The organism is Ignavibacteria bacterium (assembly GCA_015709655.1).
Taxonomy (GTDB): Bacteria; Bacteroidota; Ignavibacteria; order Kapaibacteriales; family Kapaibacteriaceae; genus OLB6.
The window spans coordinates 1,905,609-1,922,243 of sequence record CP054181.1; the positions used below are offsets into that span (position 1 = coordinate 1,905,609).

Annotated in this window: 6 protein-coding genes; 5 read left to right on the forward strand and 1 reads right to left on the reverse strand. The window is 46.9% G+C overall.

The features are described 5' to 3' along the window. Positions 1-12: 12 nt before the first annotated feature. Positions 13-1,488 (reverse strand): potassium/proton antiporter, encoded by a 1,476-nt coding sequence (locus HRU79_07690; GenBank protein ID QOJ26534.1) that lies wholly within the window; start codon positions 1,486-1,488, stop codon positions 13-15. A gap of 266 nt (positions 1,489-1,754) precedes the next feature. On the opposite strand from HRU79_07690, the gene HRU79_07695 reads away from it, so the two are divergent. The 5 genes from HRU79_07695 to HRU79_07715 all read left to right on the forward strand — a co-directional run bounded on the left by HRU79_07695 (position 1,755) and on the right by HRU79_07715 (position 16,614). Next, complete coding sequence (locus HRU79_07695; protein ID QOJ26535.1) at positions 1,755-3,017, forward strand: hypothetical protein; 1,263 nt, start codon at positions 1,755-1,757, stop codon at positions 3,015-3,017. A gap of 158 nt (positions 3,018-3,175) precedes the next feature. Beyond that, a complete protein-coding gene (locus HRU79_07700; protein QOJ26536.1) occupies positions 3,176-5,272 on the forward strand; it encodes an elongation factor G in 2,097 nt (698 codons plus the stop codon). 1,167 nt (positions 5,273-6,439) lie between these two features. Continuing rightward, on the forward strand, positions 6,440-9,208 hold the full coding sequence (locus HRU79_07705; protein QOJ26537.1) for a T9SS type A sorting domain-containing protein: 2,769 nt from the start codon (positions 6,440-6,442) through the stop codon (positions 9,206-9,208). An 871-nt stretch (positions 9,209-10,079) separates the two neighbouring features. Next, the gene (locus HRU79_07710) at positions 10,080-12,944 is read left to right on the forward strand and encodes a T9SS type A sorting domain-containing protein (protein QOJ26538.1); all 2,865 of its coding nucleotides are present in this window, start codon (positions 10,080-10,082) and stop codon (positions 12,942-12,944) included. Between the two features lie 1,189 nt (positions 12,945-14,133). Further along, on the forward strand, positions 14,134-16,614 hold the full coding sequence (locus tag HRU79_07715; protein ID QOJ26539.1) for an exo-alpha-sialidase: 2,481 nt from the start codon (positions 14,134-14,136) through the stop codon (positions 16,612-16,614). Positions 16,615-16,635: the final 21 nt, after the last annotated feature.

Below are 16,635 nucleotides of genomic sequence, written 5' to 3' on the forward strand. Positions count from 1 at the left end.
TGCACCTGGCATTTAATGAATTGATACAGGGTTATACAGACATTCCGAGACTGCTCTGAAATCATCGGCAGTATCGGCAAGGACCATTAGCACGTCACCGACTTCAATTGTTGTTGATCCACCCGGACGAATATATTCATTATCCCGCTTTATCATGATAATGAACGCAGATTTGGGGAAGTTTAAATCAACAATTCGTTTATGCACAGAATAGAAATCAGGAAGGATTTCAAACTCACGAAGAGACGATTTAGGTATCTCGTTCAGCAACTTGTCCACGTCGGTGAACTTCCGCACTCTTTCCGGCAATGCAACACCCAGCCACCGTGCCACGAATGAGAGACTTGTTCCTTGTATCAGCACCGACGTCACTGAAATGAAGAAGACGATGTTGAAAATTGCGTTTGCCTTTTCGATACCGGCCAGCAGTGGGTATGTAGCGAAAACAATTGGAACAGCACCACGTAAGCCCACCCAGGCAATATATGCCCTACGCCGGAACTGCATTCTAAAAAACGCCAAGCTGATAAAGACACTTAACGGCCGGGCAACCACGATGAGAAAAATAGATATCAGAAGTCCGATGCCGATGTAGGGGACGATGTTGCTGGGGAAAACCAGTAAACCAAGAGTGAGGAACAGTACAATCTGCATTAGCCATGCCAGGCCATCGTACATTTTCAGGATTGCCTTTTTGTGGATTAAGTCCTGATTACCCAGATAAACTGCACTTACATAAATGGCAAGGAAACCATTTCCCCCAAGGAAATCAGTTGCTGAAAACGTAATAAACATTAGAGCAATTGCCAGAACAGGATACAACCCCTCGAATTCAAGTTTGATAGAGTTTATAATGTATTGGCTTGCTCTGCCGAATGCAAGACCCAGAATCCCACCAAGCAACATCTGTTGAATAAATAACGGAATAACTGATAGCAGGGTCTGGTCCTGATGAACCACCAGTGTCAGGAACACGATGGTCAGTACATACGCCATTGGATCATTACTTCCGCTTTCCAGCTCCAGTGTGGGTCGTAGGTTGGCTTTCAATCCCAGGCTGTTTGACCTGAGAATCGAGAATACCGCCGCCGCATCGGTTGACGACACAATCGACCCTAACAACAGACTCTCGTATATCGTAAAATCTGTTATTAGCCAAACAAACGTTCCCAGCGTAATGGCCGTTAGGAGTACACCCAGAACCGAGAGACTCATGCCCTGTTGCCAAATCGGTTTTACTGACCCCCAACTGGTATCAAGTCCGCCCGAGAAAAGAATAAAGTTCAGAGCCACTATACCAATAAACTGGGCAATTCTAGCATCGTTGAAGTTGATGCCGCCAATGCCATCAGAACCTGCCAGCATCCCAATTCCTAAAAAGACAATAAGAATCGGAACACCAAATCGTCCCGACGTTTTGCCAGCTATAACACTGGCAAGTAGCAGAATTGATCCGATTAACAGAATATTCTCGATTGATAAGTTCATGAGGAAGGTGGCTCAAAAAAACCTGAATATGTAACAGAGTAGTCGTTAATCCAAATAAAAAGTGATGGTGTGCTACAATAGTGTGTGAGGATCCGCACACAACGCATCTGTTGGAGTGCATGGGAAGCGTCCATTACCGGCATCAGTAAACAACAATTTCAACATACGGTCACTGTACGACACATTAGTGTTGTTGGAACAATTCGAGCACATATTAACTAGTTTTGTTCCATGTAAAGACATGTACAATCAGCAAAGCAATAATCATGAAGCACTTCCTACACTATGCAACTGCTATTTTTTTGCTTGGTATTCTGCTTGTGTCGTGCAATGGAACAACAACGGAACCAGACAGATCTGAACCCGATAAAAATACCTTTACCTACGATGTTGAATATGCTGATTCAGCTGTATTTGTTGACAGTGCGGGTGTATCAGAGTATCTAGTATCGTTTGATGAAGAAACTCAGACGTATGTGTTTAGAGCCAACATCCCAACACTCTCAGATATTAAACCAGGCAAGCAACTCCTGGTTTTTCGAAAGGGGCTTGGTGAGATTGTCACCGTTAACACCTCCGGGAATTCGGTCACTGCCACAACCAAACCCACAACGTTGGATAAGGTATTTAAGAATGCCATGATATCGTGGGACAGAACCATTCGTTTCAATAAGGAATTGGTTCCGCAGGTAGTTGATAGAAAAGGAATGTCGCACATCATGACCCCCGTTACTGCCGATAGTTTCGATCTTGAGCTGGAGATGGGCGAATACACGTACAAAATTTCCTGGAAAATGTTGGGTGATGATGCAAATGTTTACATCCACGTAGAAAAGAAAATATATGAGGCATTACGAGCACGCTACTCACTGGTAGGGAAGATCAACAAGTTCAGTACAAGTTCAGCTGTTACAATGCAGAACAGTCAGCTTACACAATACCGGGTGTCGAACCCTGACGTGAAGGGTAGTGTTACCATGTCGGTCAACTGTGCCGGTTCCGGAAATGAAGCTGTCAATCTTGAATTACCGATAACGCTGATTAAAGTGCCGATAACGGTTGGGCCGCTGATTGTGATGATGAACATCAAGGTTCAGGTTGTGGTAAACAGTGTTATCCCTCCTGACGGATCATCACTCATTGATGCGAGGTTTGATTATCATAGCTCTACTGGGTTTTCGTTCGAGGGCGGGCAGATCAAGGGTTTAGGTGCTGTTGGCACGTACAAGATGGAGAAGGGCAGTAATGCTCAAACGGGAGCATCGTCAGCGGTAGCAGCCAATTTTGGCCTGGGTTTCCCACGCCTTGAATTTTCCCTGTTCGACAACACCATCCTGGTACCTTGGGTGCAAACAGCCATGCTGCTCGGGGGTGACTTCGCTACCGGCGTAAACCCGTGTCAGCAGGCACGAGCTCAGTTTATCGGAGCTGCAGGTGCTGATTTTAGTGCTTTTGGTGTAACCCTGAAGAAAAACGTTACGCTCTGGAGTGTAGAAAAGGTACTGCTCAAGGCCGGAGTGTGTCCATAGGCCGGTCGCCTGAAAGCCGGCGTTCCCAGGGAAATCAACCCTGTTAGTTTGCTAAGGGGGGACTCTTGCCAGAGCCCCCTTTCTCTTTAAGCTTGCCATTGACAAAGAATTTTCATGTATCTTTGTAGTCTTTTTCTTAAAGTATACATCAAAAAACCATGTCAGACATCTCAAAAGTCCGCAATATTGGAATAAGTGCTCACATTGACTCAGGAAAAACAACCACCTCTGAGCGTATTCTATTCTATACAGGTAAGATTCATGCAATCCACGAGGTTCGTGGCAAGGACGGTGCCGGTGCCAAGATGGACTCGATGGAGTTGGAGAAAGAAAAGGGTATTACAATTCAGAGTGCCGCCACGTATGCAACGTGGGGTGACTACAATATCAACCTGATTGATACTCCAGGCCACGTTGACTTCACGGTGGAGGTTGAGCGTGCTCTACGTGTGCTAGACGGCGCCGTCTTGGTATTGTGTTCCGTAGCCGGAGTGCAGTCTCAGTCCATTACTGTAGACAGACAGATGAAGCGCTATAATGTGCCACGAGTTGCGTTTATTAATAAAGCTGACCGTTCGGGAGCAAATCCTGACAGGGTTTTATCGCAGCTTCGTGAAAAGTTGCAACATAACCCTGCATTCGTGTCATACCCGATTGGACTTGAAGATAAGCTCCAGGGCGTACTTGATTTAGTCACAATGGAGGCTGTGTATTTTGATGGTGAAAAAGGTGAGGTTATTAGCCGTAAGCCAATACCGGCCGAGCTGACAGAGAAAGCTACTGAGCTTCGCAGACGTTTGATAGAAGTAGCTGCTGACTTTGATGATGCATTGATGGAGAAGTTCCTCATGGACGAAGAGCCGAGTGTTGACGAGCTCCGTGCAGCTATCAGGAAGGGTACACTTTCGATGAAAATGACACCGGTATTCTGTGGCTCAGCCTATAAGAACAAGGGGGTTCAGGTTATGCTTGACGGAGTAACGCAGTTCCTGCCGGCACCATTTGACGTTGTGAATGAAGCTCTGGACCTTGATAATAACGAAGAGAAGATAGTTCTGGATAGCAATCCAACCAAGCCACTCGTGATGCTTGCATTTAAGTTGGAAGATGGTAAATATGGTCAGTTAACGTATATGCGTGTATACCAGGGGACTGTTCGCAAGGGCGACTTTATTCACAATATGTCCAACGGGAAGAAAATTAAGGTGTCACGTCTTGTACGGATGCACTCAAATGAAATGCATGATATCGAATCAGCGGAATGCGGTGACATCGTTGCACTGTTTGGCGTAGACTGCGCATCGGGTGATACATTTACCGATGGTACAGTTAACTACTCTATGACGTCGATGTTTGTACCCGAGCCTGTAATTGAGCTGGCAGTCAGCCCCAAGGACAAGTCAGGTCTTGCAAACTTCTCGAAGGCATTAAACAGGTTTACCAAGGAAGACCCAACCTTCCGTGTAATGCGTGACGAAGAGTCTGGCGAAACGATCATTAAAGGAATGGGTGAACTGCACCTGGACATTTACATTGAGCGCATTAAGCGTGAGTATAACACCGAAGTAATCGTGGGTCGTCCGAAGGTAGCCTTCCGCGAAGCAATCTCGCAGCAGGCTGAGTTTAACTATACGCATAAGAAGCAGACAGGGGGCTCGGGTCAGTTTGGTCGTGTGGCCGGTTACCTTGAACCGCTGCCGCTGGATGCCGTTGAAACATACGAATTTGTGGATGACATTGTTGGTGGTGTGATTCCCCGTGAATATATTCCCGCATGCGATAAGGGCTTCCGCGAAGCGATTCAGGAAGGTTCACTTATCGGGCAAAAAGTTGTTGGTGTTCGCGCTGTCATAAATGATGGAGCCACCCACGCAGTTGACTCTTCTGAGCAGGCCTTTAAAACAGCAGCTCTAATGGCCTTCCGTGAAGCATACGAAAAGGCAAGGCCGATTATTCTTGAACCGATTATGAAGCTCGAAGTAAGTACACCCGAAGAGTTTCAGGGAACAGTGATCGGTCAGGTAAACCAGCGACGTGGTGTTATAATGGGTACTGAAGCCGATGCAACGTATGTAACGATAGTTGCCGAAGTGCCTCTGTCAGAAATGTTCGGGTACTCAACAGATTTACGGTCGGTAACACAAGGCAAGGGCGAGTTCTCGATGGAATTCGCAAAATACCAGCAGGTTCCCCGTGCTATCCAGGATGAAATGGCCAAGGAGTACCAAAAGAAACGCGCAGAAGGTATTCGATAAAATGGATTAGTATTATAACAGAAGGCGATGTCGTGTAAACGGCATCGCCTTTTTGCGTTAAACAATCTGGAAATTGATTCCCGATCGGAAGGCTGCGCAGAACCTGCTCAGCTATTGTGCTTTTTACTGCAAAACAAACACAGGGTTGCGAAACTCTGATAATGTATGTAAGTTGCAGCGTAGCCTAGGTTATAGCGTAGTCTAAGTTGCAGCGTAGTGTTAATTACATGTACAATGGAGTCTCTTATGAAAGATTTGTACTCGTTTATTTGCTCTCTGCCTTTTCTTGTGCTGTTATTTATAACCCTGCATGGTACTACCATGCCCACTGTGGCGATGCCACCAGCGGCACCACCAAGCTGTGACTGCGGTGACTTGCCACCCTTCAATGAACAAACCAAGATTACAACGGTCTGTATTGATGGTGATACGTGTGAAGTTGCTATTACCTACAGACACTATGCAGCGGTACCAATGGAAGAAGATCCGTGTAATGATCATGTTTATATCAATTCACGAACGTGCTTTAAGAGGATATGCTTCTTAAATAATTGCCCACTTCCAATAGGCAAGGAGCAGAAAGTGATGGAAGGAGTATTCTATGCACTGAACCCACTTGGCGGTGATATTAATATGCTGGTAGGAGCGATCCCTTACTGTGATGAGGACGTGTACTGCTGGACGGTTACCATGCCACGCTGTGTACAATGGGAGGATAGCTGTTTGGTTCGCTGCCAGGATGCAGAGTGCTGTTCCAATTCGTGGAGAATTTGTATTAATAGATCTACGGGTGACCCTGAAGTATCCCCAACTGATCAGCCAGGTGCCTGCGATCCACCAACACAAATCTGCATACAGCCATGCATAACGATTGACTGTGAGTTCAACCCGAAAGTTATAGTCACGTATTGCCGTTAGAGAAATGCTGAAACACAGCACTCAGAAAGTGAAATCAATAACCAATCTACCATTTATACTTTCAAAAAGTATACGATATAGTATCGAAGCCATTTGATCTACGAACAACCACTTAGTGGACAACAGAAAACGAAAGTAAAAGCAGGAAGTAATGGAATATAGGTTGAAGAAACTCGTACGAGCTTTGTCAGTGATAATCGGAAAAATGAGTGCTATATCAAAATATTAACGGATTGAAGGGCGTACGAAATGAAAATGAACAGTGCCGCTTTTACACTTCTTGTATGCTTTGTATTTTCTGTATCGACGCTGGTCGGACAACGATGGACTTTATTGCCGCGCGTAACGTACGGAGCAAACAATCTCGAAGAGGTGGGTACATCTTGTACGAGTCGCGTAACCTACGACTCCGTACACCATGAATTTTGGGCAGGGCACGACTCTCGAATTATTGTATCAAGAGACAACGGGCTCTCGTGGTCCGAACCCTCTCAACCCTTTACACCGTCACCGTACAATCTAGGAGTTATTGTAGCAAGCGGAGCAGGGAGGATCATCGGATCGTGGGCGAATTCATATAAAAGGCGCTTGTTTTTCGAATTCGATCGCAGTAACGACTCCTGGGAATCGATTTATACCTCTTCCAGGAGTATTCCATACGCGGTAATTGACAGTGCTGCTTTTATCAATCTGTATACGGGATTATGTCCCTATAGCCATGCGAGAGATAGAATATGGCGACAAGCGAATCTTGATTCCCCTTACAGTTCCGACAACTATGATGTTGGCTACGATCCAAGTATCCTGCAGGCACATCCAACAATAATGTCAATCAAGAATGGGGGCAACTGGATTGAGTTCTCGACTGTAGATGGTAAAATTAGTACCTCCTTAATATCTCCAACGATCACCCATTACTGCTATTCGGCACAAAAAAATATCATTGTTGCAGGAATTAGAGTGCTTCAGTTTAGCCCAACGAAGTATGATGAAAAACGAAGAGTAGAGCGCTATAGTATTGGTGTTAGCAACGATAGTGGTAAAATATTTATTGGATATGATACAATCAGGTTTGTTAACAGTAAGAAGATTATAACTAACACAGAGGTCGACTCAACAGCCTTTATGTTATCCACTATTCGACTACATGGTAAGAGTATTACAGTCGTGTTAGCTGATGGCAGAGTGTTTTCTACTGATGACGGTGGGAAAACCTTTTGGTATCGTGGAGTTGGCGAATTCAGCACTAGTAAGACGGGAGCTATACATTATTCACGACAATCATATATCTCTACGATATCAGATAGCGTTGGTAATTTGTTCTACTCACGTAATGGGCAAATCTTTATGGTCCCAAAGGAGATTGAGCAGCCATTGATTCTTTTTGCGAAAGGTAAGATGATTAACAGTATTTCCGTTGGAAACGGTATGATGATTGCCACCGGATTTAACTATTTAGTGCGAAGTACAAATGGCGGCACCACATGGATTCTTACAGGTTCAATAACGACTCCAAAAGAACATGATGATTTCCTCCCGATACCACAAAAGTACATGATCTTTAATCGTATTGTCGCTCGTGACACGGATGACATTGCTGTGTTGAGTTTTACAAGAGGCATACAAGCAAGGTATCGTGGATACGAAGTTGGCTACGAACTTGATGGTTGGAAGAACTTAATATATGGGTCAAGAAAATTGACAAGATTCGGTGAGGATTATATGGATGAGCATAATTCTGATATCACAACGACAAGAAACTACGAAGTAGTAACATTCAATTCTGATTCAGTCCAAACACTAAACAGAGGTATCGTTCATTTTTTGTCGGACTCAATCTCGCCATTGATTTCCGGAGTCTCCCCCGAACCCTATTACCCTATTCGCTTTTATCAACAACACGAATCCGAAATCTTTTGCCAAATTAATGTTCTATGGCACTCTACTGATGGTGCTACGTGGCAGGAAATTGGGAAGGGGCTTCCGGCTGACAGCAATGGGCGTCAGGGTACGATAGCATCAATTCTGCGGCTGCGTGACGGTCGGCTGCTGTGCGGTATGAAAGGCTATACTGTGTTCACTCAGCGTGAGTTTGGTACAGATAACTACGATACGTCGTATGTTAAAGGCGGTCTATGGGTCTCATCGGATAACGGACAGAACTGGCAGGAGCTGTCTCACCCTGCAGTTACCGGCAGCAATGTATGGTTTCTTAAGCGCAAGGGCGACCTCAACGAACAACGACTGGCAACGGCAGTAGATGGAGGTACCGATACGCTGGTGGCGTCCGTCGGCACGGTTGAAACGAAACGGGTGCTCGATGAAATTCATGAAATTGGCCCTGACGGGAACCCACGTTTTACCGGATTCTACGATACGATATCAGTAACCACAATGCGTGATGCCCGCATTGTAACGAGCACCGACGGCGGAGCCTCCTGGAGGGTTACCTATAACGAGCCTAAAAGCCGGCCGGGCTTTAGTCCGCGCCGTGAGATCATCTCCCGCCGTGACGGCAGCCTGCTGGCAGCCACAGTCGAAAGCGGTGTGCTGTGGTCGCCAAATGGTTTGGTATGGACACCACTGGGCAACGATACACTTAATCAGACAGTAATATTGGATATAGATGTGGATACTAACGATGTTGTATATGCCGCAACAGATAAAGGTATATTCTACATCAACGACCGCCCCACATCAGTGGATGACGGCAAGCTGAATATCCCAAGCAAGAATGGCCGTTTCTTTAGCATGTGGACGTATCCGACTCCCGTCCGCACAAAGGTGCAAGTACGACTAAATAACGTTGAAGCTCTCAGCAATACCATTCGCAGCTTAAAGCTGTACAACATCTACGGAACAGAAATAGCAGACTTTAGTACTACGATACCACAGCAGACTACCGGCCGCGCCGAGTTTACCCTTAGCCTGCCTGCGGGACTTGCCTCAGGCGTCTATCTTCTGGCCTTAGATACCGGAGCCGGCATTGTTTCATCGAAGTTGTTTGTTGCGGAATAGGGTGCTGAGCCACAAACCAGGCAACCGGAAGGATGCACACCCAGTACGGTCACTAATTTTTTGCTAAAAAAAGATTTGCAAATCTGTAACACTTTGTGTACTTTACAGCATAAATCATGTTGCAACGTAATCCCAGTTGCAGTGCTGATTTATTTACCTGTACGATGGAGTCTCTTATGAAAGCTCTGTACTCATTTCTTGGCTCTCTGCCTTTTCTATTTGCTGTAATCCTGCTCGGAACTGCCACGCCCCCTATGGCGATGCCACCGGCGGCACCACCAAGCTGTGGTTGCGGTGACTTGCCGCCAGATACAGAGCAGACCAAGGTTACAACGGTCTGTATTGATGGTGATACGTGTGAAGTTGCTATTACCTACAGACACTATGCAGCAACACCAATGGAAGTAGATCCGTGCAATGGTTCTTTACGCATCAATTCCCGAACATGCTTTAAGAGGATCTGCTTCCCAGATAGTTGCCCACTTCCAATAGGCAAGGAGCAGAAAGTGATGGAGAGTGTGTTCTATGCACTGAATCCTCTTGGCGGTGACATTAATGCGCTGGCTGGATCGATTCCGTATTGTGACCATATACCTCCTATTAACCAAGTTTATTGCTGGACGGTTACCATGCCACGCTGTGTACGGTGGGAAGGGAACTGTTTGGTTCTCTGCGGTGATGAAGAATGCTGTACCACGTCGTGGAGAATTTGTATTAATCCTGTGACAGGTCAACCTTATGCTGAAGAGAACGGGGTATGTCCCCCACCAAATCAGGTATGCCACCCTCCCTGTATTCCGGTTGTATGCAAATACGATCCCACTTTGGTAACAAGCTTTTGTCGATAAAAACCAATTGGTGTGGCTTCGTTATGAAGAAAAATCGTGGACCGCTGAAGGCAGTAACATTGGTACGATGCCTTGTTTCATGTTTTCTTGCCGTTATTATTTTACTGCCCGTACCGCAAGCTGCTGCCCAGATGTGGCAGGCTCTGCCTGCGGTAACCGTAGGAGGTGCAAAAAACACGGGAGGATGGCGGCCTCGTGGTGGCATAGCCGGTCTTGTAGCCTACGACACTGCATACCGGGAGTTTTGGGCCGGACACGGTTCGCATATCATAGTGTCACGCGATAACGGTGTTTCCTGGTCTGAGCCAAAGCTGCCTGTTCCTCCCTCTTTCTATTATAGAGACATAGCCATTTCGGCAGGTGCGGGTCGAATCCTTGGAGCATTGATAACTCCGGATCATATCTTTGTCAAATTGGAATTTGATCGGACGCGGAATTGCTGGACTGAAATTGACAGTTTCCGTTTGGTACAATTTCACGCAGCCGTTGATAGTGCAGCCATTTTCCTGGAGGGTAAGTTTAATTCGCAGGGAACAGCAGTGATATGGGAGCTATGGGTGTCTCACGCCGGCGATCAAACCTGGCATTCTGTTACCGATCTCGGTGAGATAAGGCAGGTGGAACAACCAATGAGACTGATGCGTTCTCCATACATCCAGGAAGTACACCCCACAATCGTTGCCGTGCAAAGCCTTGACAACTGGGTTGAGTATTCGTCAGAAACAGGAAGAACGGCGCGTACCAAAATTCCACCAACAGCACTCTATTACAACTATTCAGCGAACAGGGATGTGATTATTGCCGGGTTTCGCACCCTTCTTCCTAATCCTGATCCTAATAAATCAAACAAGGAGATAGCGTATTTCAATATAGGTGTAAGTACTGATGGCGGCGACACCTGGCACCAGTATGATACGATTCGTTTTGTAAACAGTGATAAGATTGTTACCAATACCGAATACCAGCAAAATCATCTTCAGGTAAGCATAATGCATTTGCATGGCAATACGGTAACAATTGTTCTTGCCGACGGAACGGTATTCTCGACCAATGATAATGGCAACACGTTTTGGTATCGTGGAGTTGGTGAGTTCATTGTTAAAGATGATGAGGGGCTTCTCGCATACCCGGCCCGCGAGACGGTAAGAACTGATAGCGAGGGGAATATGTATTACGTGCGACAAAGCGGGCAGCTTTTACGAACAGGCCAGTTGCTTCGAGTACCAGCGGATATCCGGCAGCCGTTGGAACTTGTTACAAAAGGAAAAAATTTTTATTGGTTTACATTAGGCGACGGCACGATGCTGGCAGCCGGAGCAACGTATCTGGCACGTAGCACCGATGCAGGAAGTACCTGGCTGCTAACCGGCAGAGTCACTGAGCAGCACAAAGATCAGGACTACACTCCGGTGCCTCAGGAGAAGATGATATTTGACCGCATTGTCGCCACTGATACAAATGATGTCGCGGTTCTTAGCTCTACGGGAAACATTCAGGCACAGTATCTGGGCGAAGATGGTGTCTATCGCCTGGATGGCTATTACCGACTCAACTGGAGTTACCAGGGTGAAGTAAAACTATGGATTGGCGAGTATCACTCTGATGAATATGTTACAAAGAATTATGAAGTAGCCAGCTTCACACCAGACTCGGTACTGGATCTGAACCAGGGCATAATCTATATGAAGGCAGACTCGATAGCACCGCTGCCTGGAGAAGCCCTGCCAAGAAGGTACGAGTCTGAAAAGCCGCAGTTTTATCAGCAGAGCAACTCCGAGATCTTTTACCAAAAAACAGTTCTGTGGCACTCTACCGATGGCGGCGGTACGTGGCAAGAAATTGGAAAGGAGCTTACGGCTGACAGCAACGGAATTCCAGGTACGATAGCCTCAATGCTGCGCCTGCGCGACGGCCGGCTGCTGTGCGGTATGAAAGGCTATACCGTGTACACTCAGACTGAATTTGGCACGGATAATTACGATACGTCGTATGTTGGCGGTGGTCTGTGGGTCTCATCCGATAACGGACAGAACTGGCAGGAGCTGCCTCACCCGGCAGTAACCGGCAGTAATGTATGGTTTCTCAAGCGCAAGGGCGACCTCAACGAACAACGACTGGCAACGGCAGTAGATGGAGGTACCGATACGCTGGTGGCGTCCGTCGGCACGGTTGAAACGAAACGGGTGCTCGATGAAATTCATGAAATTGGCCCTGACGGGAACCCACGTTTTACCGGATTCTACGATACGATATCAGTAACCACAATGCGTGATGCCCGCATTGTAACGAGCACCGACGGCGGAGTATCCTGGAGGGTTACCTATAACGAGCCTAAAAGCCGGCCGGGCTTTAGTCCGCGCCGTGAGATCATCTCCCGCCGTGACGGAAGCCTGCTTGCAGCTACAGTCGAGAGCGGTGTGCTGTGGTCGCCCAATGGCCTGGTATGGACACCGCTTGGCAACGATACCCTTAACCAGACAGTAATTTTGGATATAGATGTGGATACTAACGATGTTGTATATGCTGCAACAGACAAGGGTATCTTCTACATCAACGACCGCCCCACATCAGTGGATGACGGCAAGCTGAATATCCCAAGCAAGAATAGCCGTTTCTTTAGCATGTGGACGTATCCGGCGCCCGTGCGCACGCAGGTGCAGGTACGGTTGAACAACGTCGAAGCACTCAGCAATACCATTCGCAGCTTAAAGCTGTACAACATCTACGGTACGGAAGTGGCGGACTACAGCACTGCGATACCGCAGCAGAGTGCCGGCCGAGCCGAGTTTACTCTTAGCCTGCCTGCGCACATTGCCTCGGGCGTCTATCTTCTGGCCTTAGATACCGGAGCCGGCATTGTTTCATCGAAGCTGTTTGTTGCGGAATAGGGTACTGAGCCACAAACCAGGCAACCGGAAGGATGCACACCCAGTACGGTCACTAATTTTTTGCTAAAAAAAGATTTGCAAATCTGTAACACTTTGTGTACTTTACAGCATAAATCATGTTGCAACGTAATCCCAGTTGCAGTGCTGATTTATTTACCTGTACGATGGAGTCTCTTATGAAAGCTCTGTACTCATTTCTTGGCTCTCTGCCTTTTCTATTTGCTGTAATCCTGCTCGGAACTGCCACGCCCCCTATGGCGATGCCACCGGCGGCACCACCAAGCTGTGATTGCGGTGACTTGCCGCCAGATACAGAGCAGACCAAGGTTACAACGGTGTGTATTGATGGTGATACGTGTGAAGTTGCTATTACCTACAAACACTATGCAGCAACACCAATGGAACAAGATCCGTGCAATCCTACGCTTCGCATCAATTCCCGAACATGCTTTAAGAGGATCTGCTTCTTAAATAACTGTCCACTTCCAATAGGCAAGGAGCAGAAGGTGATGGAGAGCGTGTTCTATGCACTGAATCCACTTGGCGGTGACATAAATATGCTTGCAGGAGCGATTCCGTATTGTGATCCACCCCCACCTTACAACCAAGTTTATTGCTGGACTGTAACCATGCCCCGCTGTGTACAGTGGGAGGATAGTTGTTTGGTTTGGTGCCAGGATGCTGAGTGTTGCACTAATTCGTGGAGGATTTGTATTGATCCTGTAACAGGACTGCCCTATACAGAACAGCTGCTTGTACCCGGGTGCCCTCAACCAAGTCAGGTATGCTATGCTCCCTGTGTTACGGTTGAATGTCAATACGACCCTGCTTTGGTAACAAACTTTTGCAGATAATTCAATGGCAGTCGTTTCTCATATGCAGAGATAATCCACAGATTAAGGTAGCAATATTGATGAAAGCTCTTTCTTCCATTGTTTCAGTTATCATCACTGTATTTGCAGTTTCTCAAAGTGTCGCTCAACAATGGGGAGTCATGCCATTAGTAATGTCAGGGATAGTAGGAAACTATATTGGGAAACAGTATGCTCCTAGTAGTGGGGTTGTCTATGATACAGTGCATCACGAATTTTGGGCGGGTCATGCATCGCATGCCATCGTCTCAGATGATTATGGTATTACCTGGTCTGAGCCTGCTCTCCCTTCTACCCCGTCAGACCGAAACATATTTATGACTTTCGCAACGGGTGCAGGTCGGGTATTCTGCGTATTTACAAACACCTATAAGTCGAGAATGTACCTTGAATACGATCGTACAAACAGGGAATGGGTTGAAATTGACAGCAGTCGCAGAGCAGGTGTACTCGCAGCAGTTGATAGTGTTGCCGTATTATTAGTAAGTAATGGGAATATACAACAAGGGCGGGTATCTTATGCCCGTGAATACTCTTGGCATTCTGTTGATTACAATGCCCCCGTTGCAGGTTTAGACTTTCCAAACATCCAAGAAGTACACCCCACAATCGTTGCTGTACAAAATCTTGACCAATGGATTGAGTATTCGTCAGAGACAGGTAGAACGACACCCACCAAAATCCCGCAAACAGCACTCTATTACAACTATTCAGCTAACAAAGAAGCTATTCTTGCCGGGTTTCGTACCCTCCTTCCCAACCCGGATCCAAATAATTCAAGAAAGATACCGTATTTCAATATAGGTGTAAGTACTGATGGCGGCGACACCTGGCATCAGTATGATACGATTCATTTTGTAAATAGTGATGAAATTATTTCCAACACTGAATATCAGAAAAATCATCTCCGTGTTAGCGCGATGCACTTACACGGCAATACAGTAACGATTATTCTAGCCGATGGAACAGTGTTCTCGACCAATGATAATGGCAACACATTTTGGTATCGTGGAGTTGGTGAGTTCGTTGTTTCTGATGACAATGGACGTCTTTGGCCTGTCACGTTTGTAACGCAGAAGCCTGATTCTGAGGGTAACTTATATTATGTGCGGAACGGGCAGTTGTTCCGAGTACCATCTGATATCCGACAGCCTTTGGAACTCGTTGCAAAGGGGAAGCAATTTCTTGGGCTTGCCCTGAGTAGCGGTGTCATGCTTGCCACAGGGCCAAAGTTTCTGGCTCGCAGTACGGATAACGGACGCACCTGGCTGTTAACTGGTCGCGTTACAAGACGTCAAGAATTCAAGACACTCCCACAGCAGATAATGATATTTAACCGAATACATGCAACTGACACCAATGATGTCACAGTATTTAGCTATACTGGCGGAATACAAGGACGGTATAAAGGAGAACTCGGTAGCTATATCTTGGATGGCTCTAATGATCAAATACCATTACCAACTGCATACAATATACGAGGAGAGATTCTCGACGAATATAATTCAGACTTCTATACCTTAAACAATTACGTAATAACTGAGTATACAAAAGATTCAATTGTACACCTACTTAAGGCGAATGTGATACGCCTTAAGTCAGAAACAACAGTGAATCTGTTTGGAGACAATCCTCCGGAGAACTATGGTAATATGCTGCGGTTTTATCAGCGGAGCAACACCGAGGTATTCTGTCAGCGAACCGCCCTATGGCACTCTACTGATGGAGGTGCTACATGGGAGGAAGTAGGGAAGGGGCTTCCGGCTGACAGCAATGGGCGTCTGGGTACGATAGCCTCAATGCTGCGCCTGCGCGACGGCCGGCTGCTGTGCGGCATGAAAGGCTTTACTGTGTATTCCCAGCGTGAGTTTAGTACTGATAATTACGATACGTCGTACGTTTCCGGTGGCCTGTGGGTCTCATCCGATAACGGACAGAACTGGCAGGAGTTACCTCACCCGGCAGTAGCCGGCAGTAATGTATGGTTTCTCAAGCGTAAGGGCGATCTCCACGAACAACGTTTAGCAACGGTTGTCGATGGAGGCATCGATACCCTGGTGGCAGCAGTCGGCACGGTAGAGACAAAACGACTTCTTGATGCAATTTATGAAAGGGACCCTGATGGGAACCCATACTTTACAGGATTCTACGATACGGTATCAGTAACCACAATGCGTGATGCCCGCATTGTAACGAGCACCGACGGCGGAGTATCCTGGAGGGTTACCTATAACGAGCCTAAAAGCCGGCCGGGCTTTAGTCCGCGCCGTGAGATCATCTCCCGCCGTGACGGAAGCCTGCTTGCAGCTACAGTCGAGAGCGGTGTGCTGTGGTCACCCAATGGCCTGGTATGGACACCGCTTGGCAACGATACCCTTAACCAGACAGTAATTTTGGATATAGATGTGGATACTAACGATGTTGTATATGCTGCAACAGACAAGGGTATCTTCTACATCAACGACCGCCCCACATCAGTGGATGACGGCAAGCTGAATATCCCAAGCAAGAATGGCCGTTTCTTTAGCATGTGGACGTATCCGACTCCGGTCCGCACACAGGTACAGGTGCGGCTGAATAACGTTGAAGCACTCAGCAATACCATTCGCAGCTTAAAGCTGTACAACATCTACGGTACTGAAGTGGCGGACTACAGCACTGCGATACCGCAGCAGAGTGCCGGCCGAGCCGAGTTTACTCTTAGCCTGCCTGCGCACATTGCCTCGGGCGTCTATCTTCTGGCCTTAGATACCGGAGTCGGCATTGTTTCATCGAAGCTGTTTGTTGCGGAACCATAGCCCCTTACCACTTAGAGACGT

Coding starts and splice junctions, on each gene's coding strand:
- HRU79_07690 (QOJ26534.1), bottom strand. CDS start 1,488: ATGAACTTATCAATCGAGAATATTCTGTTAATCGGATCAATTCTGCTA.
- HRU79_07715 (QOJ26539.1), top strand. CDS start 14,134: ATGACTTTCGCAACGGGTGCAGGTCGGGTATTCTGCGTATTTACAAAC.
- HRU79_07705 (QOJ26537.1), top strand. CDS start 6,440: ATGAAAATGAACAGTGCCGCTTTTACACTTCTTGTATGCTTTGTATTT.
- HRU79_07710 (QOJ26538.1), top strand. CDS start 10,080: ATGAAGAAAAATCGTGGACCGCTGAAGGCAGTAACATTGGTACGATGC.
- HRU79_07695 (QOJ26535.1), top strand. CDS start 1,755: ATGAAGCACTTCCTACACTATGCAACTGCTATTTTTTTGCTTGGTATT.
- HRU79_07700 (QOJ26536.1), top strand. CDS start 3,176: ATGTCAGACATCTCAAAAGTCCGCAATATTGGAATAAGTGCTCACATT.